27 protein-coding genes are annotated in these 25,723 nt (G+C 40.3%); 21 read left to right on the top strand and 6 right to left on the bottom strand.

Annotated features, from left to right (window positions below; genetic code table 11):
• Positions 1 to 17 precede the first annotated feature (17 nt).
• Complete coding sequence (locus J9537_RS11470) at positions 18 to 1,253, bottom strand: SPFH domain-containing protein (RefSeq protein ID WP_010745624.1); 1,236 nt, start codon at positions 1,251 to 1,253, stop codon at positions 18 to 20.
• Between the two features lie 182 nt (positions 1,254 to 1,435).
• On the opposite strand from J9537_RS11470, the gene dnaX reads away from it, so the two are divergent.
• The 11 genes from dnaX to J9537_RS11415 all read left to right on the top strand — a co-directional run bounded on the left by dnaX (position 1,436) and on the right by J9537_RS11415 (position 10,126).
• Positions 1,436 to 3,181 carry a DNA polymerase III subunit gamma/tau gene (gene dnaX, locus J9537_RS11465; protein WP_010745625.1) on the top strand — a complete coding sequence of 582 codons (1,746 nt, stop codon included), beginning with the start codon at positions 1,436 to 1,438 and terminating at the stop codon, positions 3,179 to 3,181.
• 91 nt (positions 3,182 to 3,272) lie between these two features.
• On the top strand, positions 3,273 to 3,587 hold the full coding sequence (locus tag J9537_RS11460; RefSeq protein ID WP_082718843.1) for a YbaB/EbfC family nucleoid-associated protein: 315 nt from the start codon (positions 3,273 to 3,275) through the stop codon (positions 3,585 to 3,587).
• A gap of 28 nt (positions 3,588 to 3,615) precedes the next feature.
• The gene (recR, locus tag J9537_RS11455) at positions 3,616 to 4,212 is read left to right on the top strand and encodes a recombination mediator RecR (RefSeq protein ID WP_010745627.1); all 597 of its coding nucleotides are present in this window, start codon (positions 3,616 to 3,618) and stop codon (positions 4,210 to 4,212) included.
• 63 nt (positions 4,213 to 4,275) lie between these two features.
• Positions 4,276 to 4,920 carry a dTMP kinase gene (gene tmk, locus J9537_RS11450; RefSeq protein ID WP_010745628.1) on the top strand — a complete coding sequence of 215 codons (645 nt, stop codon included), beginning with the start codon at positions 4,276 to 4,278 and terminating at the stop codon, positions 4,918 to 4,920.
• A 12-nt stretch (positions 4,921 to 4,932) separates the two neighbouring features.
• Positions 4,933 to 5,262 (top strand): cyclic-di-AMP receptor, encoded by a 330-nt coding sequence (locus tag J9537_RS11445; RefSeq protein WP_010745629.1) that lies wholly within the window; start codon positions 4,933 to 4,935, stop codon positions 5,260 to 5,262.
• A 1-nt stretch (position 5,263) separates the two neighbouring features.
• Positions 5,264 to 6,202: a DNA polymerase III subunit delta' gene (gene holB, locus J9537_RS11440; protein ID WP_010745630.1), complete on the top strand. Its 939-nt coding sequence runs from the start codon at positions 5,264 to 5,266 to the stop codon at positions 6,200 to 6,202.
• A gap of 26 nt (positions 6,203 to 6,228) precedes the next feature.
• Positions 6,229 to 7,041 carry a PSP1 domain-containing protein gene (locus J9537_RS11435; protein ID WP_010745631.1) on the top strand — a complete coding sequence of 271 codons (813 nt, stop codon included), beginning with the start codon at positions 6,229 to 6,231 and terminating at the stop codon, positions 7,039 to 7,041.
• Positions 7,041 to 7,388 carry a DNA replication initiation control protein YabA gene (locus J9537_RS11430; RefSeq protein WP_028021248.1) on the top strand — a complete coding sequence of 116 codons (348 nt, stop codon included), beginning with the start codon at positions 7,041 to 7,043 and terminating at the stop codon, positions 7,386 to 7,388. Before J9537_RS11435 ends, J9537_RS11430 begins: the two co-directional genes overlap by 1 nt.
• Before the next feature lie 146 nt (positions 7,389 to 7,534).
• Complete coding sequence (gene rsmI / locus J9537_RS11425; RefSeq protein WP_035016309.1) at positions 7,535 to 8,395, top strand: 16S rRNA (cytidine(1402)-2'-O)-methyltransferase; 861 nt, start codon at positions 7,535 to 7,537, stop codon at positions 8,393 to 8,395.
• A 151-nt stretch (positions 8,396 to 8,546) separates the two neighbouring features.
• Positions 8,547 to 9,761, top strand: coding sequence for an ammonium transporter (locus tag J9537_RS11420; protein ID WP_010745634.1), 1,215 nt, complete (start codon positions 8,547 to 8,549; stop codon positions 9,759 to 9,761).
• A 20-nt stretch (positions 9,762 to 9,781) separates the two neighbouring features.
• Positions 9,782 to 10,126, top strand: a complete 345-nt coding sequence (locus J9537_RS11415) for a P-II family nitrogen regulator (protein WP_010745635.1) — start codon at positions 9,782 to 9,784, stop codon at positions 10,124 to 10,126.
• A gap of 35 nt (positions 10,127 to 10,161) precedes the next feature.
• On the opposite strand, the gene J9537_RS11410 is transcribed toward J9537_RS11415, so the two are convergent.
• The gene (locus J9537_RS11410; RefSeq protein WP_010745636.1) at positions 10,162 to 10,701 is read right to left on the bottom strand and encodes an SHOCT domain-containing protein; all 540 of its coding nucleotides are present in this window, start codon (positions 10,699 to 10,701) and stop codon (positions 10,162 to 10,164) included.
• Positions 10,702 to 11,292: 591 nt separating this feature from the next.
• Between J9537_RS11410 and J9537_RS11405 the strand changes: the two genes are divergently transcribed.
• The 6 genes from J9537_RS11405 (at position 11,293) to asnS (ending at position 18,923) form a co-directional block, all read left to right on the top strand.
• Complete coding sequence (locus J9537_RS11405) at positions 11,293 to 12,396, top strand: baeRF6 domain-containing protein (protein ID WP_010745637.1); 1,104 nt, start codon at positions 11,293 to 11,295, stop codon at positions 12,394 to 12,396.
• Between the two features lie 191 nt (positions 12,397 to 12,587).
• Positions 12,588 to 12,788 carry a cold-shock protein gene (locus tag J9537_RS11400; protein WP_010745638.1) on the top strand — a complete coding sequence of 67 codons (201 nt, stop codon included), beginning with the start codon at positions 12,588 to 12,590 and terminating at the stop codon, positions 12,786 to 12,788.
• A 271-nt stretch (positions 12,789 to 13,059) separates the two neighbouring features.
• Entirely contained in the window at positions 13,060 to 15,813 is a 2,754-nt protein-coding gene (locus J9537_RS11395; RefSeq protein ID WP_010745639.1) for a helicase C-terminal domain-containing protein, read from the top strand.
• Between the two features lie 54 nt (positions 15,814 to 15,867).
• Positions 15,868 to 16,371: a cell wall elongation regulator TseB-like domain-containing protein gene (locus J9537_RS11390; protein ID WP_060789087.1), complete on the top strand. Its 504-nt coding sequence runs from the start codon at positions 15,868 to 15,870 to the stop codon at positions 16,369 to 16,371.
• Between the two features lie 26 nt (positions 16,372 to 16,397).
• The gene (locus J9537_RS11385; RefSeq protein WP_060789086.1) at positions 16,398 to 17,585 is read left to right on the top strand and encodes a pyridoxal phosphate-dependent aminotransferase; all 1,188 of its coding nucleotides are present in this window, start codon (positions 16,398 to 16,400) and stop codon (positions 17,583 to 17,585) included.
• Positions 17,586 to 17,624: 39 nt separating this feature from the next.
• Positions 17,625 to 18,923 (top strand): asparagine--tRNA ligase, encoded by a 1,299-nt coding sequence (gene asnS, locus J9537_RS11380; RefSeq protein ID WP_060789085.1) that lies wholly within the window; start codon positions 17,625 to 17,627, stop codon positions 18,921 to 18,923.
• A gap of 50 nt (positions 18,924 to 18,973) precedes the next feature.
• On the opposite strand, the gene J9537_RS11375 is transcribed toward asnS, so the two are convergent.
• From J9537_RS11375 to J9537_RS11360, 4 genes are all read right to left on the bottom strand, one after another.
• Positions 18,974 to 19,174: a hypothetical protein gene (locus tag J9537_RS11375; RefSeq protein WP_060789084.1), complete on the bottom strand. Its 201-nt coding sequence runs from the start codon at positions 19,172 to 19,174 to the stop codon at positions 18,974 to 18,976.
• 17 nt (positions 19,175 to 19,191) lie between these two features.
• Positions 19,192 to 19,392, bottom strand: coding sequence for a hypothetical protein (locus J9537_RS11370; RefSeq protein WP_218256174.1), 201 nt, complete (start codon positions 19,390 to 19,392; stop codon positions 19,192 to 19,194).
• A gap of 38 nt (positions 19,393 to 19,430) precedes the next feature.
• A complete protein-coding gene (locus J9537_RS11365) occupies positions 19,431 to 19,682 on the bottom strand; it encodes a hypothetical protein (protein ID WP_060789082.1) in 252 nt (83 codons plus the stop codon).
• Between the two features lie 74 nt (positions 19,683 to 19,756).
• A complete protein-coding gene (locus J9537_RS11360) occupies positions 19,757 to 20,395 on the bottom strand; it encodes a TetR/AcrR family transcriptional regulator (RefSeq protein ID WP_060789081.1) in 639 nt (212 codons plus the stop codon).
• A gap of 247 nt (positions 20,396 to 20,642) precedes the next feature.
• Between J9537_RS11360 and J9537_RS11355 the strand changes: the two genes are divergently transcribed.
• From J9537_RS11355 to J9537_RS11340, 4 genes are all read left to right on the top strand, one after another.
• Entirely contained in the window at positions 20,643 to 22,700 is a 2,058-nt protein-coding gene (locus J9537_RS11355; protein WP_060789080.1) for a heavy metal translocating P-type ATPase, read from the top strand.
• A gap of 157 nt (positions 22,701 to 22,857) precedes the next feature.
• Entirely contained in the window at positions 22,858 to 23,298 is a 441-nt protein-coding gene (locus tag J9537_RS11350) for a CopY/TcrY family copper transport repressor (protein WP_060789079.1), read from the top strand.
• Positions 23,299 to 23,326: 28 nt separating this feature from the next.
• A complete protein-coding gene (gene copZ, locus J9537_RS11345) occupies positions 23,327 to 23,536 on the top strand; it encodes a copper chaperone CopZ (RefSeq protein WP_010745648.1) in 210 nt (69 codons plus the stop codon).
• 39 nt (positions 23,537 to 23,575) lie between these two features.
• Complete coding sequence (locus J9537_RS11340) at positions 23,576 to 25,711, top strand: heavy metal translocating P-type ATPase (RefSeq protein ID WP_373278372.1); 2,136 nt, start codon at positions 23,576 to 23,578, stop codon at positions 25,709 to 25,711.
• Positions 25,712 to 25,723 lie beyond the last annotated feature (12 nt).

Genomic DNA, 25,723 nt, shown 5'->3' with positions numbered 1-25,723 from the left:
TGTAGATAGTGGTAGTTTTAGTCTAATGGAACAGCTTTAAAGGGTTTGCCGCAATGAGGACAGAATTTTGGCACACCATTGCTTAGATCAACAACTTCTCCGCATTCACTGCATTTCATTTGAATCTTTGCTGCTGTAGCTGGAGCAGGTTTCGGTTCGCCGCAGTTGCTGCAGAATTTACCAGTATTTTCTTCTCCGCATTTTGGACAAGTCCATTGATCGCCTGCAGATTTTTGTTGTGCTTGTTGGTTCTGGTGTATTTGCTGATTGTTACTCTGCGATGCTTGGTTAAGGAAGTCACCGCCAGCATTCATCCCCATCCCCATTCCGAAGAAGCCTGTAGCGGCTCCTGCGTCATTTTTACCAGCAGCTTCCATACCTCGGGCGACTGAGCCTTGAACATAGCCTTCACGAACATTTGGGTCTCCTAGCATAGCGCCCTCATTCCGCATATTGATCAATTTTGTGGAATCATCTGTGTAAGAGATGCTGGCGACAGCGACAGATACAATCTCCATGCCACGCAGTTCCTTCCAACTGTCATCCAGTACGTCAGATAAGTATTTACTTAGCTCCATACTTTTTGACGGTACATAAGAAATACGTTGACCATCCGCGGACATTTGATTAATTGCCGCTTGTAGCCCAGTTAGAAATTCTTGCAGATATTGTTCATTGATATCGCTGATGTCCACTTGGTCCATGTTTCGTGGAATGGCATTAGCGAAAAATAGAATTGGGTCTGTTACTTTAATCGAGTACGTTCCGTGTGCTCGCAAGAATAGCTCCGCATTGTAGAAATTATCAAAATAATTCAAAGGTGTACTAGTTCCGAATTTGATGCCTTTAATTTCTTGCAGATTTATATAGAATACTTGTTGTTTCTGTGGTGTCACACCGCCAAATTTGAAACGGCTAAAGGTTTCAGCAACAGCTTCCTTTAATGAGCCATTAAACATTGAAGGAGCAGAATTGTTCTCCACCGTGTAATAGCCTTCTTCAGCAGTATAGTCGATGATTTTTCCGCCATCGACAAGAAGCATCATCATATTTGGATAAACGTGAATAACAGAGCCATCTGTAATCACGTCACTGGTTCCTTTTTTATTGCTGCCGCGTTTGTCATCTTTTCTTACGGCGACGCCTTTTGACATGACCGTAGACTGTCCCATATTGGCTGGTTCAATAATTTCTAGCCACTGATCAGCAAGGCCTCCGCCAATACTGCTAGTTGCTGCTTTAAATAGTCCCATGAATATCCCTCCATAAAAACGTTTTTTCTATTATACCACAGGGTTTTTTCGAAACAGAAAGGATGCAACCGGACAGATTAAAAGACGTTAAACAATTGAAGCGAACAATTGGTTTCTATAGTTTTTTTGTACAAAATCACGTATAATAAAAAGCAGTGATTTTGAAAGAAAAGAGGAAAATTATGGCGTATCAAGCACTTTACCGCGTTTGGCGGTCGCAGCGTTTTGATGATTTAGTCGGACAAGAGGCAATCACAAAGACACTGAAAAATGCGATCCAGCAGCAGAAAACTTCCCACGCCTATTTATTTACCGGCCCACGCGGAACAGGGAAGACTAGTGCGGCGAAAATTTTTGCCAAAGCCATCAATTGTCCCAACAGTGTTGATGGTGAGCCTTGCAACGAATGTGAGATGTGTCGTTCTATTACTGAAGGACGGCAAGAAGATGTGATTGAAATTGATGCTGCAAGCAATAATGGTGTGGAAGAGATCCGCTTTATTCGTGATCGCGCGAATTACGCGCCAACTGCGGCTAACTATAAAGTTTATATTGTTGATGAAGTCCACATGCTTTCGACAGGTGCCTTTAACGCGTTGCTAAAAACGCTGGAAGAGCCTAAAGAACATGTGATTTTCGTATTAGCGACGACAGAGCCTCATAAGATTCCTGCAACGATTATCTCAAGAACCCAACGATTTGACTTCAAGCGAATCGATGTTCAAGCAATCATTGGGCGGATGGCCTATATTCTGGAACAAAGTAATCAACCCTATGAAGAGCAGGCCTTATCCGTGATCGCCCGTGCGGCAGAAGGCGGTATGCGGGATGCTTTGAGTATCTTAGACCAAGCAATCTCCTTTAGTAATGAAACCATTACTTTGGAAGATGCTTTGGCTGTGACTGGCAGCCTGACGACTGAAATGATGGATAGCTTCATCGGAGCTTGTCTACATCAGGATGTCAGCGGGGCACTGGAGGTCTTAGAGGGCATCCTGTCTGAGGGAAAAGAGGCTCGTCGATTGACAGAAGACTTACTATTGTATTGTCGAGATCTGTTGATTTATCAGCAAGCCCCCAAGCTTCTGGAGAACCGTGCTGCTTACTTAACAGATACGTTCAAACAACTAGCGGAATCGACACCTTCTGAACGTCTATATGTGATGATTAAGCTTTTAAGCGAAACACAAAACGAAATTCGCTTTACAAACCACGCCAATGTCTATTTGGAAGTGGCCACTGTTAAATTGGCAACACCGCAAACGACTGAGGGTGCTCTATCAATAGAACAGCCGATGAGTTCAGCGGCACCAACTGTGACAAACCCAACGGATCAATCAGAATTAGTAGCATTGAAAAGTCAATTGCAGCAATTACAGAATGACTTGCAGCAATTAAAAGCCAATCCAACAGTTGAAAAAGAAGAGCGGAAAGTAACGCCGAAGAAAACAACTACCAGCTATCGCGTACCAACTGAGCGAGTTTATCAGGTACTGAGTGAAGCAACGAAAGATCATTTGATGAATGTAAAAAATGTTTGGGAAGATCTATTGATGGCTTTACCTGTGACGCAGCGTGCGATGCTAAAAGCTAGTGAACCGATGGCTGCTGGTCCGGGCTTATTACTAGTCGCTTTTGATTATGAGATTGTTTGTCAGAGAGCGGACAGTAGCGAGGAACTGCGCTTGAATATGCAGAACAGTTTGAGTATGATGGTCAAAGATTATACCCCGGACTTTGTCTTCATTACTCGGGAGAGCTGGCCAAGTCTAAGAAAAGCGTTTGTCAGTCAGCATCATGACCGTCCAGTAGCGGCGGAATCAAATGATACTGAAGAAGAGATCAGTCTGATACCGGAAGAAACAAATGAAGTCGTAGAACAAGCCAAAAGCCTCTTTGGTGAACTTGTAACAATTAAGGATGACTAGAGACGGACACGGTTTTCGTAAAGATAGTAAATAGCATGTTAAAAATGAATCGTAAATTAAGTTAAACACGAAGAAGGAGCGAATAGATAAAATGATGCGCGGAATGGGAAATATGCAAGGCATGATGAAACAAATGCAAAAAATGCAAAAAGAAATGGTAAAGGCTCAAGATGAGTTGAATGCGAAAGAATTTACAGGCAGCGCGACCAATGATTTAGTAACAGTGACGTTCACTGGAGATAAAACGATGAAATCAATGAACATCAATCCTGAGTTGATTGATCCGGAAGACCCTGAGATGCTGCAAGACATGATCGTTTTAGCGGTTAATGATGCGATTACTAAGATCACAAAGGAAACTGATCAAACAATGGGGAAATACACAAAGGGACTTCCTGGAATGTAAGCGACTTTGTTCAGAGAGGAAGGACAGAATGCAATATCCAGAACCAATTGCAAAGCTGATTGAAAGCTATATGAAGCTTCCGGGAATCGGACAGAAGACCGCGACGCGCTTAGCTTTTTTTACGATTGATATGAAGGATGAATCGGTCAACGAGTTTGCACGCTCATTAATCAGTGTGAAACGAGATTTGCGTTTCTGCAGTATTTGTGGAAATATTACCGAGGAAGATCCATGCGAGATTTGTTCGGATACGACTCGTGATCGCAGCACGATCTTAGTTGTAGAAGAACCTAAAGATGTTATGTCAATGGAAAAAGTACGTGAATATCACGGTCTATATCATGTGCTTCATGGGGTGCTATCCCCCATGGAAGGGACAGGACCAGAAGATATTAATATCGCGCCATTAATCAAACGGCTTCATGATGATGAGGTCAAAGAAGTGATCATAGCGACAAATGCTACCACCGAAGGCGAAGCGACAGCTATGTATCTATCACGTTTAATTAAGCCTGCTGGAATCAAAGTAACACGATTAGCTCATGGGTTATCAGTCGGCAGTGATATCGAGTATGCAGATGAAATCACGTTGTTAAAAGCAGTGGAAGGACGCCGCGAACTATAAATATATTGCGGTGTCTTTTTGAAAAAGAGACAGAAGATCAAAATTATTTGGGGGATAAAAAAAGTGAACGGATTATTTATTACGATTGAAGGGCCAGACGGTGCAGGAAAAACGAGTGTACTGAATGAACTTTATCCAAAATTACAATTGACGGCGAAACGATCAATTGTCAAAACGAGAGAACCTGGAGGCATCCCGATCGCTGAAAAAATTCGTCACGTGATCCTTGACCCAAGTAATGACCGAATGGATGATCGAACAGAGGCGTTGCTTTATGCAGCAGCGCGCCGTCAGCATCTAGTAGAAAAAGTATGGCCCGCACTGGATGAAGATAAAATCGTTTTATGCGACCGCTTTGTTGACAGCTCGTTAGCCTATCAAGGTGCAGGCAGAGGGATCGGCATAGAAGAAGTTGCCAAGATCAATGAATTTGCTATTGAAGGAACAATCCCTGATATCACGCTGTATTTAGATGTTGATTCAGACACTGGATTACAACGAATCATGAAGAACCGAACCAATCAAATTGACCGTTTGGACTCGGAAGGGTTACAATTTCATCAGAGGGTCCGACATGCTTATTTAAAATTAGCGGATGCAAATCCAGATCGGATCATAAAAATCGATGCTCGGAAACGTTTAGATGAAGTCGTGAGAGATTGTTTTTACGAATTGTTGACACGTTGTCCAGACTATTTCCAATCATGAGAGGTGTAAACTATGAAACTTATTTTAGCGATTGTTCAAGACAAGGATTCTAACCGCTTAGCCAATGAATTTATTGATGCCAACATTCGAGCAACAAAACTATCTTCTACTGGTGGCTTTTTAAAAGCGGGTAACAGTACATTCATTATCGGGATTGAAGACGAACGAGTAGAAGATACATTGGCGTTGATCAAAGAAACATGTCAAGCGCGTACACAATACGTCACGACACCAGTGACATTGGATATTTCCCTAGATGGACAGGTCCCTTATCCTGTTGAAGTTGAAGTCGGCGGTGCGACAGTCTTTGTCTTGCCTGTCGAAGGCTTTCACCAGTATTAAAATGGAAGAAGCACAAAGACTGCAGTCAATTCAGCCAATTGTTTTTCGTCAATTACAAAATAGTTTTGAGCATGGGCGTTTGGCCCATGCTTATCTTTTTGAGGGCGATCAAGGGACCGGTAAAGCGGAGCTGGCGCTATGGTTTGCCAAGCATATGTTTTGCTTAAATTTACAAAATGAAATGCCTTGCGAAAAATGTAATAATTGTCTGCGAATTACTAGTAAAGATCATCCCGATGTAGTAGAAATTGAACCTGATGGTCAGTCTATCAAGGTTGATCAAATTCGTGCATTGCAAAGTGAACTGGCTAAAAGCGGCTTTGAATCTGCGAAAAAAGTCGTGATTATCCACCAGGCTGAAAAAATGAATTCAAACTCAGCGAACAGCCTATTGAAGTTCTTAGAAGAACCACCTGCGAACTTTATGATTATTTTGGAAACTCAATCACTAGGAAAAATACTCCCAACAATTCGTTCGCGTTGTCAAACCATTCATTTTCAGGCGTTGTCCACAGAACGACTACAATCACGTTTGGAATCTGAACAAATCCCTGCGAAAACCGCGAAACTATTAGCAAATTTAACAAATAGTTACGGAAAAGCTGTTGAAATCTCAAAAGATGAATGGTTTAATGAATCTAGAGATGTTGTTATTCAATGGTTTAATTATCTCGAAAAAAATGATCCGCAAGCGTTTATCTATGTTCAAAAGAAATTGGTAAAGACATTCAAGGACAAAACGCAACAGCAGTTTGCCTTTGAAATGTTAGCGTATTTCGTTAAAGAAAAACGTAATCAAGTGATGAAACAAAATCAAACAGCTCTAAAGACGTACAATTATCTGTTGGAAGAAGTTTTGTCAGCCAGTCGAAAACTAGAAGCGAACGTATCATTCCAAAATATCGCAGAACAAATAACGTTGCGCATTGTGTTTGCTTAGCGTTATTTAAGAGAGTAGGGAGAACCATGGTTGAAGTTGTGGGTGTTCGTTTTCGTGATGCCGGTCATATTTATTATTACGCATCGGGGAAAAATGAATATTTTTATAATGATAAAGTCTTGGTCGAGTCGCAGCAGGCGCACCAGATTGCGACAGTGGCAATTCCAAAAATAGAGATAGCAAAAAAGGATTTATCGGATGATTTAAAGACGATTTTACATAAAGCATCTGATAAGGAATTAAAAAAGGTAGCTCAAAATGAAGCTGATGCAGAAGCAGCTTTTAAAGTCGCGAAGGAAAAGATTCGTGCCCATGAGCTAGAAATGAAGCTGATCCAAGTAGAATATACTTTTGATCGCAGTAAAATGATTTTCTATTTTACGGCTGATGGGCGGATCGATTTCCGCGAATTAGTAAAAGATCTAGCAGGTGTTTTCCGCACACGGATTGAACTGCGACAAATTGGTGTACGCGACGAGGCGAAAATTCTTGGAGGAATCGGACCTTGTGGGCGGCCATTGTGTTGTTCGACGTTTTTAGGGGATTTCATTCCAGTTTCGATTAAAATGGCTAAGGATCAAGGGTTATCGTTGAATCCAACGAAAATTTCTGGACTTTGTGGCCGGTTAATGTGCTGTTTGAAATATGAAAACGGCGAATACGAGGCAGCAAAAAAGGAAATGCCTGATTATGGTAAAGAAATCAATACACCTGAAGGACGTGGGAAAGTCATCGGCTTGAATCTACTGAGTAAGGTAGTAAAAGTACGGCTGTTCGGTCGCGATGCGACAGTAGATTTTGATTATCAAGAACTGGTTGAAGCAGGTGATGTATCATGATGGATCGACGTTCCTTGTACGATGGCTTAAATCAATTAGAGCAAGAGATGAATAAAAATCTTGAAGATTTGGTATCTATGAAAGAAACCTTGCTTGATCTTGTTGAGAAGAACGCGACATTGGAAATGGAAAATGAACGCTTGCGGGAACGAATTCGCGAGATTGATGAAAAGAACTCGCCTGTCTTAGATGAGCGCCAGGAGCTTTCAGAATCTCGTTTAAATCTTGAAAAGATTTACGAAGACGGATTCCATGTATGCAATTTGCTCTACGGATCACGTCGAGAACAGGATGAGCCATGCGCATTTTGTTTAGATGTCATCTATCGTGAGAGCAAACAAAAATAAATAGAAAATCGTTTCTGAAGTAAATTGCTTCAAAATCGCTTTTTATTCAATATTAGTGGGTATGACGTTGCTTAGTCACACCCGCTTTTTCTTTATGACTGTTTAGATATACCTACATTAATTTGTATAAAAGCGAAAAAAGGAGAATGACCGTGAAGATTCAAAAAAGCTTTGCGCAGCAGACAGGTACACTGTATTTAGTTCCTACACCAATCGGTAACTTGGAGGACATGACTTTTCGCGCTGTTAAGACATTACAAACAGTGGATTTGATTGCTAGTGAGGATACGCGTAATACACAAAAGCTATTAAATCATTTCGAAGTAAAAGTGCCGCAAAAAAGTTTGCATGAACATAATTATAATGAGCGTATCCCTGAATTGATGAATTTTTTAAAAGAAGGGAACTCAATTGCTCAAGTAAGTGATGCGGGAATGCCCTCAATTAGTGATCCAGGACATGAACTCGTTGTTGCTTGCATTGAAGAAAATATTCCTGTTGTCGCTTTACCGGGTGCAACTGCTGGGATGACAGCCCTCATTGCCTCTGGGTTAATGCCGCAGCCTTTCCTTTTTTATGGCTTTTTGCAACGAAAGAGAAGCATTCAAAAGAGAGAACTAGAGGAATTAAAAAAACAAAAGGTAACGCTGATTTTTTATGAGTCCCCCCATCGAATCAAAGAGACACTGAAAAATCTATTAGAAATTCTCGGTAATCGTGAAGTAGTCATTTGTCGTGAATTAACCAAACTTTACGAAGAGTATTTAAGAGGAACAGCCGAAGAAGTAATCGACTACTTGTCTGAACATGCCTTGAAGGGCGAATGTTGCTTACTAGTCTCTGGTGCAACGGATGCGGAAGAAGAGGAAGTCTTTGAAGGAACCTTGAAAGAGCAGGTCGAAGCGTTGATTTTGGATGGAACGTCTTCTAAAGAAGCAATTAAAATAGTAGCGAAACGACAGGGGCTAAAGAAACAAGATGTATACAAAGAATATCATGAGTTGTAAGAGCAGAAGGTTCCTTCTGCTCTTTTTATGTTAAGTTTTATGACATGAGAAGTTATTAAATTAGATAAAAGTGAAAAAAATGAGAAAAAACTCTTTTTTTATCCAGGATTGATGTTAGAATACTTAACATAAAGAGAAATGGAGTGATTTGATGGCTGCAAATATTGCATTTATTTTGATTTGTTCAGGGTTAGTCTTTCTTATGACACCCGCACTGGCTTTTTTCTATGGAGGGTTAGAACGGCGGAAAAACATTTTGAACACGATGATGATGGTAATCTGTACGATGGGATTAGCTTCCTTAATTTGGGTAGCTATTGGGTATTCTTTATCATTTAGCGGTGGGGGAGATTTTATTGGGAACTTAGATAAGGTGTTTTTCAATGGAGTTTCTACGACGAAAGGTAATAGCATTCCAGAAGGGCTATTTGCCTTCTTCCAAATGATGTTCGCATTAATTACCACAGCAATTTTAACAGGATCAGTTGCTGGTCGGATGCGTTTTTCTGCAATCTTCTTGTTTATTGCTGTTTGGTTGGTGGTCGTGTACTTCCCTATGGCACATATGGTTTGGGGCGGCGGCTTCCTCGATAAAATCGGATCGATCGATTTTGCCGGTGGAAATGTGGTGCATATCAGTTCAGGTATTTCAGGTTTAGTTTTAGCGATCGTTTTAGGTCGCCGACGGGAGTATCACCTTGGCGGTTATCGTCCTCATAATGTTCCGTTTGTTGTTTTAGGAACAGGCCTTTTATGGTTTGGCTGGTTTGGTTTTAATGGCGGCTCAGCTTTAGCCGCAGACGGATTAGCAATTCACGCGATGATTACTACGAACACAGCAGCGGCATGTGCAATGCTATCGTGGATGTTGATTGAGAAAGTTTTAAATGGGAAACCGACAGTGGTGGGTGCATGTACAGGTGCTGTCGTAGGGTTGGTTGCAATTACGCCTGGCGCAGGCTTCGTGTCTATCTGGTCAAGTCTATTAATTGGTGCTCTGGTAAGTCCGTTTTGCTACTTCTTTATCTCAGTAATCAAACAGAAACTAGGTTTTGATGATGCTTTAGATGCATTTGGTTGTCATGGAGTTGGCGGTATTTTTGGTGGTATCGTAACGGGGATTTTCGCAGATCCAGCGATTGGTGGCAGAACAGGTCTAATTTATGGCGACACACATTTATTTATTGCACAGATAGAGAGCGTGCTCTTTACACTAGTTTTTGCCGGTGTAGCCAGTTATTTGATTATTTCCTTAATCAGAGTATTCATGCCAATTCGAGTTTCTCAACAAGAAGAAGCGCTGGGATTGGATAAAATTGAACATGATGAGAATGCTTATCCAACATTTATGGGAATGGATTCTTAAAATAGCAGGAGGCGAATGCGATGAAAAAAGTTGAAGCAATTATTAGACAAGAAAAATTAGAAGCGATAAAAGCGGCGATTGACCAGGAAATTGAAGTAAATGGGATGACAGTCAGTCAAGTATTAGGCTGCGGCTTACAAAAAGGTCAAAAGACTCATGTTCGAGGACAAGAAATTATCACTACACTATTGCCTAAGGTTTCAGTGAGTTTCATCTTGGCTGATGAAGATGTGGAGCGTGTGATTGACTTGATTTTAGAAACGTGTCAATCGGAAGAATGTGGAACAGGAAAAATTTTCGTTTATCCGATTGAAGAAGCTATCCGTATTCGTACACGGGAAACGGGTAAGGCAGCTATCCAATAAAAAATCTGTCCAAGAATTATTCTTGGACAGATTTTTTATTGGAGAATATCTTTTTTGATCTTAGCAAATTCTTCTTCCGTCAAGATTCCTTGATCTAGTAATTCTTTCATTTTTAAAAGCTGTTCAGCTTTACTTAAGGAATCCTCAGTGTTATTTTCTTTCGTTATCTGCTGAATAGTATCTTCCAATTTAGTCAAAACCTTTGGAGCCTCTTCCTCTGTTAAGACGATCTTGATAGCCCCCTCTAAAGAAGTTATTTCCAAAAGATCTAAACTTGTTTCTTTCAACAAACGAAGTCCCTGCATATTAGCTAATGGAATGACCTTGAAATCATCGCCAATCATTTTCTTTTGCCCCATGATAAAGCGCTGATTGGTTAGACCATAAGCGTAAAAGCCGTCATTTTTAGTGGGAGAGGTTCGATTGTGCAGGCCGATAAAGCAAACCAAGATTTCTTCATCTACTCCTAAGTGTTTCTCTAATACAGAAAAAAGCTTCACCGCCCATTGGCGATCCGAACCTGAGAAAAATCCAGTGTCTTGGCAAAATTGATACATTTCTTCAGCAGTTTTCATAAGGTACTCCTTTGTTTTGTTAGTCTCAGTTTAGCAAAACTTGGAAACGCAAACAAATTTTTTTGAAAAGCACAAAAATTTGTTTGATTTTCATTGCGCCTATCATCTAACTAAAGGTTACAGACGAAGATAAAGTCTGAGATTCTATTTTGTCAGACTGGCTTGAGTAACTGTGAAAGGTAAGACTGACAGCTAGTTCATTAGGGAGGAGTGAATTTTTCTAACGTAAAAAATCAAAAGACTTTCGTGCGCATAGGATTCCACTAACGCGCTAAAAGTGAGAAGTGGAACTCGCAAAAAACCACCATAGCCGTCACTATGGTGGAAATGAAGGTTGTTATTTACTCTTGGTAGGAGTAAGTATGAAAAACCAATTCGGGATAATTGGTATGTTTTTATGATAAAGCAAAGAGTCAATGAATTCATGAATACCCGTTTGTTAATTACTAAGAAATGTATTAGAAAAAACTTATGCAAATTCCAGTAAAATTTTTCAGTTAATTTCATAATGTAAGGGTTGCGTTTCGTTTTAAGGAATTTACTAGCTATGGTACACTTGATTTGGAAGATTTAATATAGGAGGGTACATTTATGGCAAATATCAGTAAAAAGTTACTAACTGAATTGACTTCAGAAGAAGCAACCGGTCCGTTTATCACATTTATGTTAAACACGCATCACGCGCATCAAGATGTTGAAAAAGATCAAATCATGTTTAAAAACTTTGCTAAAGAAGCGAAAAAACGCTTTGAGAAGAAATACACTGATCACAGCTTTGAACCATTCCAAGAAAAAATCGATCAATTACTCGCTGATGGAGATTTTTGGCGCAGCGGTACGAAAAGTGTTGCGGTGATCTTGACCGCAAATGAAAGCTATATTCATCGATTGAGCATTTCTGTCGATGATCAATACTATGTGAGCGACTTACCCTATTTATTAGCGATCATAAAAAATGCCCAATTCAATTATGCGTATTACTTGATGGCATTGAACAGAGATTCTATGAAACTTTACTTTGTCCGAAACAAAGAAGTAAAAGTGGTTGAACTTCCAGATGACGCTCCAAAAGATATTGTAACGGCCTTAGGCGACGAGTTGACAGGCGGCAATCTAAATGTTTCTGCTCGTGGTGGAGAAGTGGGTAGTTACCATGGAGTGAACACGAAAGACGAAGAGGTTGAAATTGACTGGGTAAATTATTACCAAACAGTTGATAATTTTATAAAAGAGCTAGATAATCCTGATCAGCTGCCACTGTATCTTTTTGCTTTACCAGAAAATCAAACGCAATTCAAAAAGGTTGCGAAAAATTCTTATTACTCGGATAAAGCAGCAATCAGTGGTTCACCAGCTCAGGCTAGCTTCAATGAAATCAAGGAAGAAGCGCAAAAGCTTTCTGAGCAACTAGCAGAGGTAGAGACGCAAACCTATCAAAAATTGATTAATCGCAAGTTTATTGATCAATTGGTTGATATAGTGCCAGCCGCAAAAGAAGGAAAAATTTCCCATCTATTTATTGCAACTTCTAATCTTGTGGACGGCTTTGGAGAGGACCCAGACGTTGAGTATGACCGTCGTCAAGTGTTGAATGAAATTGCCGACAATGTTATCAAAAATGGTGGACAGGTCTTTGTTCTAGACCAAAAGGATGCACCGGATGAGAAAAGCTTATTGGCGATTTTACGCTATTAATCCTTAAACAGGTCAAATTTATTAAGTAAAAACTTTTTGAGCGATAACCTAGTGTTATCGCTTCATATGTGTTATACTTCTAATTGTAGTTTTTGTACGGTAATATTGGCAAGTTTGTTTCAGACAACATCTTTCCTATTTCACCATTCAAGTAATTACAAATTAATTTTTATCCTAGGAGGATGTTTAACATGGAACAAGGTACAGTAAAATGGTTCAACTCAGAAAAAGGCTACGGATTTATTACAGCTGAAAACGGAAATGACGTATTCGTACATTTCTCAGCTATCCAAGGCGACGGCTTCAAAACTTTAGAAGAAGGTCAAGCAGTGACTTTCGACGTTGAAGAAGGCCAACGTGGACCTCAAGCTACAAACGTTAACAAAGCTTAATTATAGTAGACTTTTATGCCAGATGCGCGAGCATCTGGCTTTTTTTTGCCTAAATTTTGATTATAGAGATTTATTGAATAGAGAATTTCTTTGGAATCGTTTTAAACAAAGATCATTCTTGTAGAAAGTGGTACTATTCAGATATAATGCGTGAGGAAGGTCTTAATAATTATCTTTGATTTAAGAGTGTATTTTCGAATGAGAAGTCTATTAAGGTTATTCATCGAAAGTGATAAAATCAACGCACGAGTTCGGGGAAGGAGGGGTGAGTGTGAAAAAAAATTATGCAGTCGTTGATATCGAAACGACAGGAACTGACCCCAAAACGGATCGGATCATTCAATTTGGTTGTGTATTGATTGAAGAAGGAAAAATCGTTACCCATTTTTCAACGGATATTAATCCAGATCAATCTATCCCACCACAAATTCAGACACTGACAGGAATTACGAATCAGCGTGTTCGAAGGGCGCCCTATTTTGAAGATGTCGCTCAGACGATTACCAATTTATTGGAGAATACGGTTTTTGTCGCCCATAATATCCATTTTGACTATCCCTTTTTAAGTAATGAGTTGGAACGTTGCGGTATGCCGCCGTTAGCAATACCAGGGATTGATACGGTGGAATTGGCACAAATATTCATGCCTACGTCATTGAGCTTTCGACTGAAGGATTTGGCTGAAGAGTTGCATTTAGTCCATGAAAATCCTCATCAAGCAGATAGTGATGCAGATGTTACTGCTCAACTATTATTGAACCTAGAATCAAAAATAAAAGAGTTGCCGATTGTCACCTTAGAGAAGATTATCGAAACCGCCGATCAGATGGCTTTTCAAACGAAGGATTATTTAGAAGATTGTTTAAAAGAAATGCAGGCTGATCCTAGACCCTTATCAAAAGATTTAGTTATTGTACAAGGTTTCGCTCTGCGAAAAAAAAGCGTACCGCTGTTTTCAGAGAATTACTTTGGAACAAAGGCGTATCCTCGCTCTCGAAAGGCAAAAGAAAAAGTTTACCAGGATGAATTGGAGTTTCGAAAAGAACAGGCTCGCTTAATGAATCTTGTCTATGATTTCTTTCATAAAAAAGAGGATAAGAACATCTTAGTAGAAGCGGCGACAGGGATCGGGAAGACATTAGGCTATTTACTGCCAATGAGTTTTTTGGCAACCCCTGAAAAACCGATCATTGTCAGTACGGTCTCTTTGCTGCTGCAGGAACAGATTATAAATCATGATTTACCGCTGATTAATCGATTATTGGATCAGCCGCTGCAGGCTGTAGTAATGAAAAGCAGTCGACACTATATAGATTTAGAGCGTTTCTATCAAAGCTTTCAAAAGAAATCCAAGCAAAAACAGTATACGTTTTACCAGATGGCCCTACTTGTCTGGTTGACCCAGACTGAAACAGGGGATTTTGATGAATTGAATATGACTAGTTTGAAGCATCCATTCTGGCAGGATGTTTCCCACTTAGGTCCGCACACATTGAATTCCAGCAGTCCTTTTTACGACGTGGACTTCATTCGTCATCGTCAGAGGAAACTAGCACAGAGCAATCTAATTGTTACGAATCATTCCTATTTGGCTCAAGAAGATCAGCGAAAGGAACCACAACTGCCTAAAAGTCTCTATCTCATTATTGATGAGGCGCATCATTTGAACCGTGTTTTGGAGAAAATCAGCAGCCAGCAGTTTAATTTGTTGGCGATCCAGCGAGGATTTCATCGATTGTTTGATGATCAGCAATTTGCTGTTTGGCAAAGCCTAGTCCAGAAGGATCATCAGACACTGCATGTACTTGAGATACTTCAAGATGTCATCCAAGAATTGAACGAAGATTTGACAGATTTTTATCAGATTTTTAAAGATGAGTATCCTACAGAAGATGAACGTTTAATTACGAAGGATATGATCGATCAGTTATCCTTAGCTGGAGAACAAGTATTGCAGCGAATCAGACGATTGTATCAAGACGCCTTGACTCTAGGTGATCAGATCCAAGGTTATTTTAGAACGCATAAAGAGACGTTTGGTATCAAAGAACAAGCTGATTGGAGTGATTTCCAGGCATTACTAGAGAATCTAGAGCAACAGCAGGTGGCTTTTGAAACGTTCAGTGAAAAATGGGATGCTCGATATATTCATTGGTTCAATGCTAAACGAAAAACGTTTCAGGTTCAGGACTTAGAGGCTTCATTGATTAGTCAAACAAAATGGTATGAACGGTATCGGCAGATTCTTTATCTAGGTGGAACGTTGAAAATCGGGAGTGATCGTCATTACTTTGCTAAACGCTGGGGAATTCCTGATACGCCATTGAAGATTATCAGTAGTCCCTACGATTATGCGAAACAAGCGCGATTGTACTTACCAACTAATAGTATCAGTGTTCAGTCAACATCGCCTGATCAGTATGCGAATTACGTCGCCGGTGTCGTTCAAAAAATGTCAGAAAATCAGCAACGCCCGATATTGGTATTATTTACCTCACATGATATTTTGAATCGTGTTTATCAACGTGTACGCGTCCCTTTATTAAATGAAGGAAGGGAAGTATTAGCTCAAGGAATCGGCGGCAGTCGAGAAAAGCTGCTAAAACGTTTCTTGTTGTCCAAGGATGCGCTATTGTTTGGAGCGGATAGTTTTTGGGAAGGCATTGATTTACCTGGCGATATTCTGCAGATTTTGATCGTTACCCGTTTGCCCTTTGAAAATCCTCAGCGGCTGCAGGTTAAGGCTCGCAATGATTTTTTGGCCTCTGAAGGGATAAATCCATTTTTCCAAGAGGCAGTTCCCCATGCTGCTTTGCGTTTACGACAAGCACTTGGGCGCCTGATTCGATCAGATAATGACAAGGGAGTTATGCTGCTTTTAGATCAGCGCTTCATCACTGCCAAGTACGGGGAAAAATTGAGGAAGGCGTTACCTAAAGAATTGCCGATCAAACAATTACCACTAGAAGAAATTTTGGCAGAAACTGATCAATTTTTAAATTCTGACAAAAGTGAAGAGAATTAATGAGTGAACGCCCTTCTTTTGGTATAATGTAGCTTGTCTGAGAGGAGTATGATTTTGGATACGAATAGTGCAGGACAACAGAAGCTCAATCGCTGGCTATTAGGAATCGTGACTTTTTTATTGATCATTATTGTGGCAGCGACCATGATTTTTATCCGTTCAAATCGTCCGATGCACCAGGCCAAAAAAGAAGCTGTTCAAATGGCAGAGAAATATGCCGACTTAAAAACGGTGGATCAATTTTATTGGTTTAACCGAGAAAAGACTTATTTTACCGTTACCGGTGAAAATAACACCGGCGAATCGATCATTGTGATTGTTCCAAAATCGGGTGAAAAAATTCGCGTCCTTAATCAAAAGGATGGGCTAACGGAACAACAAGCGGAAAAACGCTTTGAGAGTGATTACCCAGATTTGGTTTTTGAAAAGGCCAATTTGGGCATTTACCGTGATCAAACAGCTTGGGAAATCACGGCAAAAGACGATCAAGGCGCGATTCATTATTACTTGCTGGCCTTCAATGACGGCAAGACGATCAAAGCCATCAAAAAAATCTAAAAATCTTGGTAGGGGAGTTATCAGTTATGAAATTATCACAGCGTGTAACAAACTTAGAACCGTCCGTCACATTAGCAGCGACCGCTAAAGCCAAAGAATTGAAAGCCCAAGGATTAGACGTCATTAGTTTGACTGTCGGAGAACCGGATTTTACAACACCGGAGAATATTGAACAAGCCGCGATTGACGGGATCAAAAGCGGAAAAGTAAGTTTTTATACCGCTGCAGGTGGAACACCTGAGTTGAAGTCTGCAATCGTTGATTTCACTAAGAAAAATTATGATTTGACGATTGAACCCAAAAACGTTATCGTGACAAGCGGTGCAAAATTTGCATTATATACATTGTTTCAAACGATTTTGGATGCGGGAGATGAAGTGATCATCCCAGTTCCTTATTGGGTGAGTTACGGTGAACAAGTCAAATTAGCTCAAGGGAATCCAGTCTTTGTCAATGGAGACCTAAACAATGATTATAAAATCACGATTGAGCAGCTTGAAGATGCTCGCACTGAGCAGACGAAGGCAGTTATTCTAAATTCACCATCAAATCCTACGGGAATGATTTATACAGAGGAAGAATTGCGTGAAATTGGAGAATGGGCAGTCCGTCACGAGCTATTGATTGTCGCGGATGATATTTATGATCATCTTGTTTATAATGGGAACGAAGCACCGCACATTGCTTCTTTATCTGACGAGATATTCCATCATACAGTGATCATCAACGGTGTATCAAAAACCTATTCTATGACCGGTTGGCGAATTGGTTATGCGATTGGGAATGCAGAAATCATTGGTGGTATGACTTCAATTGCGTCACAGGCCACCAGTAATCCAACGGCCGTTAGCCAAGTGGCAGCAGTAGAGGCTTTGATTGGTGAACAAGAGACAGCTGAGAAAATGCGTCAAGCGTTTGAAGAACGGTTAAATACGATCTATCCAAAGGTAGCTGATTTACCAGGATTTAATCTAAAAAAACCCCAAGGTGCATTCTATCTGTTTCCGAACATCAAGGAAGCGATGGAGATGGGTGGTTACGACAACGTGACGACTTGGGTCAATGATTTGCTAGAACAAGAGCAGGTTGCCTTAGTCACAGGTGAAGGTTTTGGATCATCTGACAGTGTACGAATGAGTTATTCAGCTAGTATGGAGGATTTAGAAGAAGCTGTTGTGCGGATTCGCCGCTTTATTGAAAATAGTAAGAAGTAAAAACATCATTTCGGGATAAATATGTTAGGAGAGACATTTGTGGAACAAATTCAAATCATCGATGCCAAGAATCATGTTGGCGAAACAGTAAAAATCGGCGCTTGGGTCGCTAATAAACGTTCAAGCGGAAAAATCTCTTTCTTACAATTACGTGATGGAACAGCGTATTTCCAAGCCGTTGTTGTGAAAAGTGAAGTATCTGAAGAGGTCTTTCATTTAGCCAAAGAATTGACACAAGAAACATCCATCATCGTTACTGGAGAAATCCGTGAAGACACTCGTTCAAAATTTGGGTATGAGTTAGGGGTAAAGGAAATCGAAGTCATTGGTGAAAGCCATGATTACCCAATCACACCTAAAGAACATGGGGTAGATTTCTTGATGGACCATCGTCATCTTTGGTTGCGTTCATCACAACAACATGCCATCATGCTAATTCGTAACGAAGTGATCCGTGCGACATACGAATTCTTCAACAATAATGGATTTGTAAAAGTTGATCCGCCAATTTTAACAGGTTCTGCTCCTGAAGGAACTAGTGACTTGTTTGAGACGAATTATTTTGATCACAAAGCGTATTTATCTCAAAGTGGCCAATTGTACATGGAAGCAGCGGCTATGGCGTTAGGAAAAGTTTTCTCATTTGGGCCAACCTTCCGCGCAGAAAAATCGAAGACGCGTCGTCATCTGATCGAATTTTGGATGATTGAGCCTGAAATGGCATTCATGCATCAAGAAGATAGTCTAGAAGTTCAAGAGCAGTATGTAGCCTACTTAGTACAAAATGTTCTGGATAACTGTGACTACGCACTAGATGTTTTGGGTCGGGATAAAGAAATTTTAAAGAATTACACCGAACTTCCTTATCCACGAATTTCTTACGATGATGCTATTGAGTTGCTGAAGAAAAATGGTTTTGATGATATCGAGTGGGGAGAAGATTTTGGTTCGCCACATGAAACCTTTATCGCAAACTCGTTCGATCGTCCTGTCTTCATTTTGAATTATCCAAAGGCAATCAAGCCCTTCTACATGAAACCACATCCAACTCGTGAGGATGTTGTCATCTGTGCGGATTTGATCGCGCCAGAAGGTTACGGCGAAATCATTGGCGGATCAGAACGTGCGACGGATTACGATTACTTGTTAGAACAAATTCGTGAAACAGGTCTAAACGAAGAAGAATATTCATGGTATTTAGACTTACGTAAATATGGAACGGTACCACATTCTGGCTTTGGTCTAGGGCTAGAACGGACAATAACATTTATTGCTGGTATTGACCATGTGCGTGAAGCTATTCCTTTCCCTCGTTTATTAAACCGAATTTACCCATAATAGAAGACAAAGAAATAACGCTGAGAAGAGTCTCGGCGTTTTTTCTTTGTTTAAAACCCAATTTTTTCTATTAAAGATGCTTTCTCGTCGTTGTCATGTTGGAAATAGAGCTCTTCGTTCTTTTCGTCTTGCTCTTTCAAATTAGTCGTAACCACGGTTTTCACTTCTTCTTTGTCAATAGTCTTCTCAACGATTTGAGAAGCAGCCCCAAGAGTGATTAAAGTCAATGCAATAATAGTTAGTTTTTTCATGTTAAATCTCCTCCTAATTAAAATCCGATTTTTTCAGCGAAAGTATTTTCTTCATCGTGGTCATGTCCAAAATCAATGTCACTGTCTGTTTCGTCATGCTTTTTGAGGTTAGTCGTAACCACAGTTTTCACTTCTTCTTTGTCAATATTCTTCTCAACGATTTGAGAAGCAGCCCCAAGAGTAATCAGTGTCAATGCAATAATAGTTAGTTTTTTCATGTTAATGTTCTCCTTTTATGGTTTTATTGTGGGATAGTTTATTTGAAAAATTTACCTTTGAGTTCTTTTTTTACTAACTTAAAGAATTGTGTCATTACTTTTGAACAGGTTTCGACTGGTATCAAGGTTTCATTACTGATAAATTCAACGATGTCGGTTAAATGTTTTCGAGAGTAGCGGGTGATGTTTTTATCGCAATAGTTTTCATAACTTTTTGTGATACATTCAACGGTGTGGATCGATTCGTTTGTTTGGCTAGCTAATGTTTTGATTGTTTGTGTGTGATTCATGATGGGTTCCTCTTTTCTTGACCGACTGTCGGTCTAAATTAGTTTAATAGTTAAACTCAACAGTGTTTGTTGAGCTATGGGATAAAGATTTTTTGTAATTCTGTCATTGTCTCATCATAAGGGTAGACGGTTGGATTAATATCTAAGACTTTATAGATCAGATCGGTAGCAGCAATGACTCGGCTTTGGATTGTCTCAGGCGCCAATTTTTCAATGTTGTCAAACATGGTTTGAATTCCTGCAATAAGAAATTGAATGCTTTCAAGTGGAAAGTCTGTTCTGAATTCTTCTTGTTGTTTTCCTTCTTCAATAATCTCTGCTAAGAATGGACAAACTTGATTGATCGTTCCTTCAAGCGCTCGTTGTTTCATTAGTGCGTTTTCAGGCATTTGAAACTTATCGACGATTTCTTCTTTGCGAGTATCTTCTGAACTATTCTGTGAAAGAAAAGTGATCAGCTTCTGTAAAGCTGTAGCATTGGACTTTTGAATCTCTTTGGCTCGAAGGATTTCTTGGTCAATGATTTGTCCGATAACGGCATCTAAAACTTCCTCTTTAGAAACGAAGTAATGGTAGAAGGTTCCTTTAGCGATGCCAATTCGTTTCAAAATATCATTGATTGTAGTTTTGTTGAATCCTTTTGTTAGGAAAAATTCTTCGGCAGTTGCGATGATTTCATTTCTTCGTTCATCATGTTCCTTTACGATACGCATTTACTAACTCCTTTCTCTAAACCGACTGTCGGTCGTTGTTTGTATCTTTATAATACCGACCGATGGTCTAGTTGTCAATACTTTTTCGCATAAAAAATTATTTTATTTTATAAACCCTATTATATCAGGGTTTTAAAGCTGAATTATTTTTGAAAAAGCTTTCTTTTTATGCTTGACACATGAGTGATCATTCATATATAATAAACATGAAGAAACATTCATATGTAATTAGAGAGAAGGGTATCTCATGGAAAAAGTATATCGATTAGATGGATTAGATTGTGCAAACTGCGCAGCAAAAATTGAACGTTCGGTCCAACAAATTACTGGGGTTGAGAAAGCACAGGTTGATTTTATGAGTACGAAGCTCACGATTGTCGCTCCAGAAAAAGATATTGATCGAATCAGCGATGAGGCAAAAGAGATTGTTAATAAATTAGAGCCTGATGTTGAAGTTAACAGTGTCCAAACCGAAAAGGTAGAAGAAAGCTCTAAAGGCAAGATTATTCAGATTGGTGTGGCAATTGCTGCCTTAGCCTTACTTGCGATCTTTACACCACCAATGCCTTGGAAGCTGATTGCCTATCTGATTCTGTATCTATGGATCGGATATGATGTTTTGAAGACAGCTATTACGAATATTTTCCATGGAGCGATCTTTGATGAGAACTTCTTGATGGCGATCGCAACGGTTGGAGCGATTGCGATTGGTGAGTATCCGGAGGCTGTTGCGGTGATGCTATTTTATCAAGTAGGAGAGTTTTTCCAGGATTATGCCGTAGCGAAATCAAGAAAATCAATCACTTCATTATTAGCGATTCGTCCTGATTCAGCAAATTTAATTCAAAATGGCGAAATCAAAAAGGTTGCCCCAGAAGCTATCAAAGTTGGTGATCGTATTTTGATTAAGCCAGGGGAGAAGGTTCCATTGGATGGGATTGTGAAGGAAGGAAACTCCATGTTGGATACGTCAGCCTTAACTGGAGAATCTGTTCCCCGCAGTATCCATCCTGATGAACAGATTCTTAGTGGCTTCATTAATCAAAGTGGGCAATTGACGGTAGAAGTCACAACCACCTTTGGCGAATCGACAGTTAGCAAGATTTTAGATTTGGTAGAAAATGCCAGCAGTAAAAAAGCACCGGCTGAGAATTTTATTACCAGTTTCGCACGCTACTATACACCAATCGTGGTTGGATTGGCAGTCTTGTTGGCGGTGGTTCCACCACTTGTTACGGGCGAACCTTTTTATGATTGGGTTTATCGTGCCTTAACCTTCTTAGTTATTTCTTGTCCTTGTGCATTGGTTATCTCCGTTCCATTAAGTTTCTTTGGTGGGATCGGAGGGGCAAGTAAAGCTGGAGTCTTGATCAAAGGCAGTAATTATATTGAAACCTTAGCCAATGTAGAAACGTTGGTTTTTGATAAAACAGGAACCTTAACAAAAGGTGTCTTTGAAGTCCAAACAGTTGAAACAACGATTGATCAAAAAGATTTCTTACGCTATGTCGCGAGTGCGGAGCAAAGTTCAAGCCACCCTATCGCACAGTCAATCGTAAAATATGTGGATCAGCCTTTGGCAGCAGTTAGCCAACTGGAAGAAATTGCCGGTTTTGGTATTTCTGTTGAGATTGAAGGACATCACTTCTTAGTTGGAAATGAAAAGCTATTAGCGAAATATGATATTTCCTTCCAAGCGGTTAATGAAATCGGAACGATCGTTTATGTCGCAATGGATGAAGAATACATTGGACATTTAGTCATAGCGGATGAATTGAAGGATCATGTGACGACTGCTTTGACTGAAGTAAAAAATCTTGGTGTGAAGCGGACAGTGATGCTGACTGGGGACAACCGTGGAATTGCGGAGGCAATCGGCAAGAAAATCGGTATCGATCAAGTCTATAGTGAGTTGTTACCGGAAGATAAAGTTCTTCATTTAGAAGATGAATTGAAACGTGAACAAAAAACAGCTTTTGTCGGTGATGGCATGAATGATGCACCAGTACTTGCGCGGGCGGATATTGGGATCGCTATGGGTGGACTTGGTTCCGATGCAGCGATTGAAGCGGCAGATGTGGTTATTATGGACGATCAGCCGGCGAAAATTCCTACTGCGATTCGTATCGCGCGTAAAACAATGGGAATCGTTAAACAAAACATTGTCTTTGCAATCGGTGTGAAGATTCTCGTCCTGATCCTAGGTGCATTAGGTTTTGCTACTATGTATGCCGCTGTTTTTGCAGATGTCGGTGTAACTGTGATCGCTGTTTTGAATGCAATGCGTTGTTTGAAAATCAAATAATTAATACAAAGGCTTTGTGGCAATCGTTGCTGCAAAGCTTTTTTTTGTGCTCCATAAAAAATAATTGAAAAAAAGCTGTCTTATTGGTTGACGGCGAACGATTACAATTGTAAACTAAAAGTGTGGATTACAAATGTAAACGAAAGGAGTGATACTTATGACTATGACGGTTACACCAATCAAGATTAGTGATTCGGAATGGGAAGTCATGCGGGTGATTTGGACACAGGGGTCTACTACAGCACAGGAAATTATTGCTATTCTTGGGCAAACGATGGAATGGAAGCCTGCGACAATCAAGACTTTGTTAGGTCGCCTAGTAAAAAAGGAAGCTGTGCGAACGGAACAGTCAGGAAAAAAATATATTTATTATCCTGCAATTAGCGAAGGCGAGACAGTTAAAAGTGCGACAGAAAATTTGTTTTCTCATATCTGTGCAAAGAGAATCGGGGAAACCATTGCTGAGCTTGTAGCCGAGGCAGAATTGACGGATGCAGATGTGGCGTTGATCAAAGAGCAGTTAGTAAATAAGAAGACTGTTGAAAAAATCGAATGTAATTGCATTCCTGGACAATGCGAATGCAATCACCATAAATAAAAAAACAATTATAAGGAGAGAAACAATCATGAAAAAACAATTTGCAATCAACGGAATGAGCTGTAATCACTGCGTAGCGAACGTGGAAAAGGCGATCAATCAATTGGATGGGATCGATAAAGTAAAAATCAACCTAAAGAAAAATCAAGGGGTTGTAAAATTTGATGAAGCACAGGTTTCAGCAGATCAAATCGCTGCGGCAGTGACCGAAGCAGGGTATGAAACTGAGGTGATCTAATTGGCAGAGGCAACAGTAGAAACATTCGCGATCACAGGTATGACTTGTGCCAACTGTTCTGCTCGAGTAGAAAAGGAATTGAAGGCGACAGAAGGTGTATTAGAAGCGAATGTCAATTTGGCTACGGAAAAGGCCACCGTTCAATTTGATGAGACATTGACGGCAGAAAACTTAATTCAACGAGTCGAAGCAATTGGTTATGGCGCGATTCTTTTTGACGATGCCCATAAACAAAAAATTGAGCAGGAAAAAGCGGCGCGTCTAAAAAAAATGAAACGGGATCTGATTTTGAGTGCTGTTTTAGTTGCACCGCTGATGATCGCTATGATTGCGATGCTGCTAGGAAGTCATGCGGGCTGGGTTCATTTTCTTCATCTGCCTTGGGTTCAGTTGATCTTAGTAACACCCGTTCAATTTGGTGTCGGAATGCGTTTTTATCGCGGCGCGTATCATGCTTTGAAAACTAAAGCTCCGAATATGGATGTTTTGGTAGCGATGGGAACAACGGCGGCCTTTGCCTTGAGTGTTTATAATGGCTTCTTTAATCCATACAATTCCGATCTATACTTTGAAAGCAGCGGTATGATCATTACTTTGATTTTGCTAGGAAAGTATTTAGAACAAAAAGCCAAAACAAAAACAAGCGATGCGATTAAACAGCTCATGAGTTTACAGGCGAAGACGGCAACGATCATCGTTGACGGCGAAGAAAAAGAGGTACCGATCGAGACAGTGCAGGCAGGTGATCTGCTGCGGGTACGGCCGGGGGAACAGATTCCAGTAGATGGAAAAATAGTTGCTGGTCAAACGACGATTGATGAAAGTATGCTGACTGGTGAAAGCTTACCGGTGGATAAGCAAATTGACGATCAGGTGTTTGGCGGAACAGTTAACACGACAGGCAGTATCCAGTTTAATGCTACTCAAGTCGGTAGTATGACGGTCCTTTCACGAATCATTCGGATGGTGGAAGATGCGCAAGGAGAAAAAGCACCAATCCAACAAATCGCAGATAAAATCTCAAAGGTATTTGTTCCAACAGTTTTAGGAATTGCTTTACTTACATTGCTTGCTACGGGTTTATTCACCGGCGATTGGCAACAAGCGATCGTCCACAGTGTTTCCGTTCTAGTAATCGCTTGTCCCTGCGCATTAGGTCTGGCAACGCCAACAGCGATCATGGTTGGGACCGGCTTAGGGGCAAAATCCGGTATTTTAATCAAAGGCGGCGGTGCCTTGGAGAAAATTGCTCATTTGACAACGATTGTCTTAGATAAAACAGGAACAATTACTGAGGGAAAACCTGTGGTGGCAGATTTTGACTCTTCTGATCCGCAGGCCTTGGCTTACTTAACGAGTTTGGAACAATACTCTGAACATCCTTTAGCCAAAGCAATCTATCAGTATGGGAAAGAGCAGACAGAGCTTTTGCCAGTTGAAAATTTTGAGAGTTTGACAGGACAGGGAGTGACTGGAACAATCGACGGGACCTCTTATTTTGTCGGGTCAAAACGGGGATTGAAGGAGCGAAATATTTCATTTTCCAAAGAACGTGTGCTAGCGTTAGAAGAGGAAGGAAAAACAGTCATGTTTTTAACCGATCAGGAACGCGTTCTGGCGATGATTTCAGTAACGGATCAAGTCAAACATTCTTCTAAAGCTGCGATTGACGCGCTGCATCAGCTTGGAATCAATGTAAAAATGCTGACGGGGGATAATCCTCAGACAGCTCGTTTTATTGGAGCCCAGGTTGGACTTCAAGAGTCTGATATTGTCGCTGAGGTTTTACCTGAAGACAAAGCACAGGTTGTAAAAGAGCTCCAAGGGAAGAACGAATCGGTAGGTATGGTAGGAGATGGGATCAATGATGCTCCTGCACTAGCTTTGGCAGATATCGGGATTGCGATGGGCAGCGGAACGGATATCGCCATGGAGACAGCGGACATTACCTTAATGAACAGCGATCTTCTATCGGTTGAAAAAAGTATTCGTTTATCCAAGTTAACACTAAGAAAAATCAAACAAAATTTATTCTGGGCGTTTTTATACAATGTGATCGGTATTCCTTTTGCGGCATTAGGCTTCTTGAATCCGATCATCGCTGGTGGTGCCATGGCCTTTAGTTCGGTTAGTGTACTGCTAAACTCGCTTAGTTTAAATCAGAAAAAATTGTAGGAGTGATTTCTG

Origin of the sequence: Enterococcus raffinosus (assembly GCF_019175485.1) — a bacterium.
Lineage (GTDB): Bacteria > Bacillota > Bacilli > Lactobacillales > Enterococcaceae > Enterococcus_A > Enterococcus_A raffinosus.
This window is presented reverse-complemented; position numbering and strand designations above follow the sequence as displayed.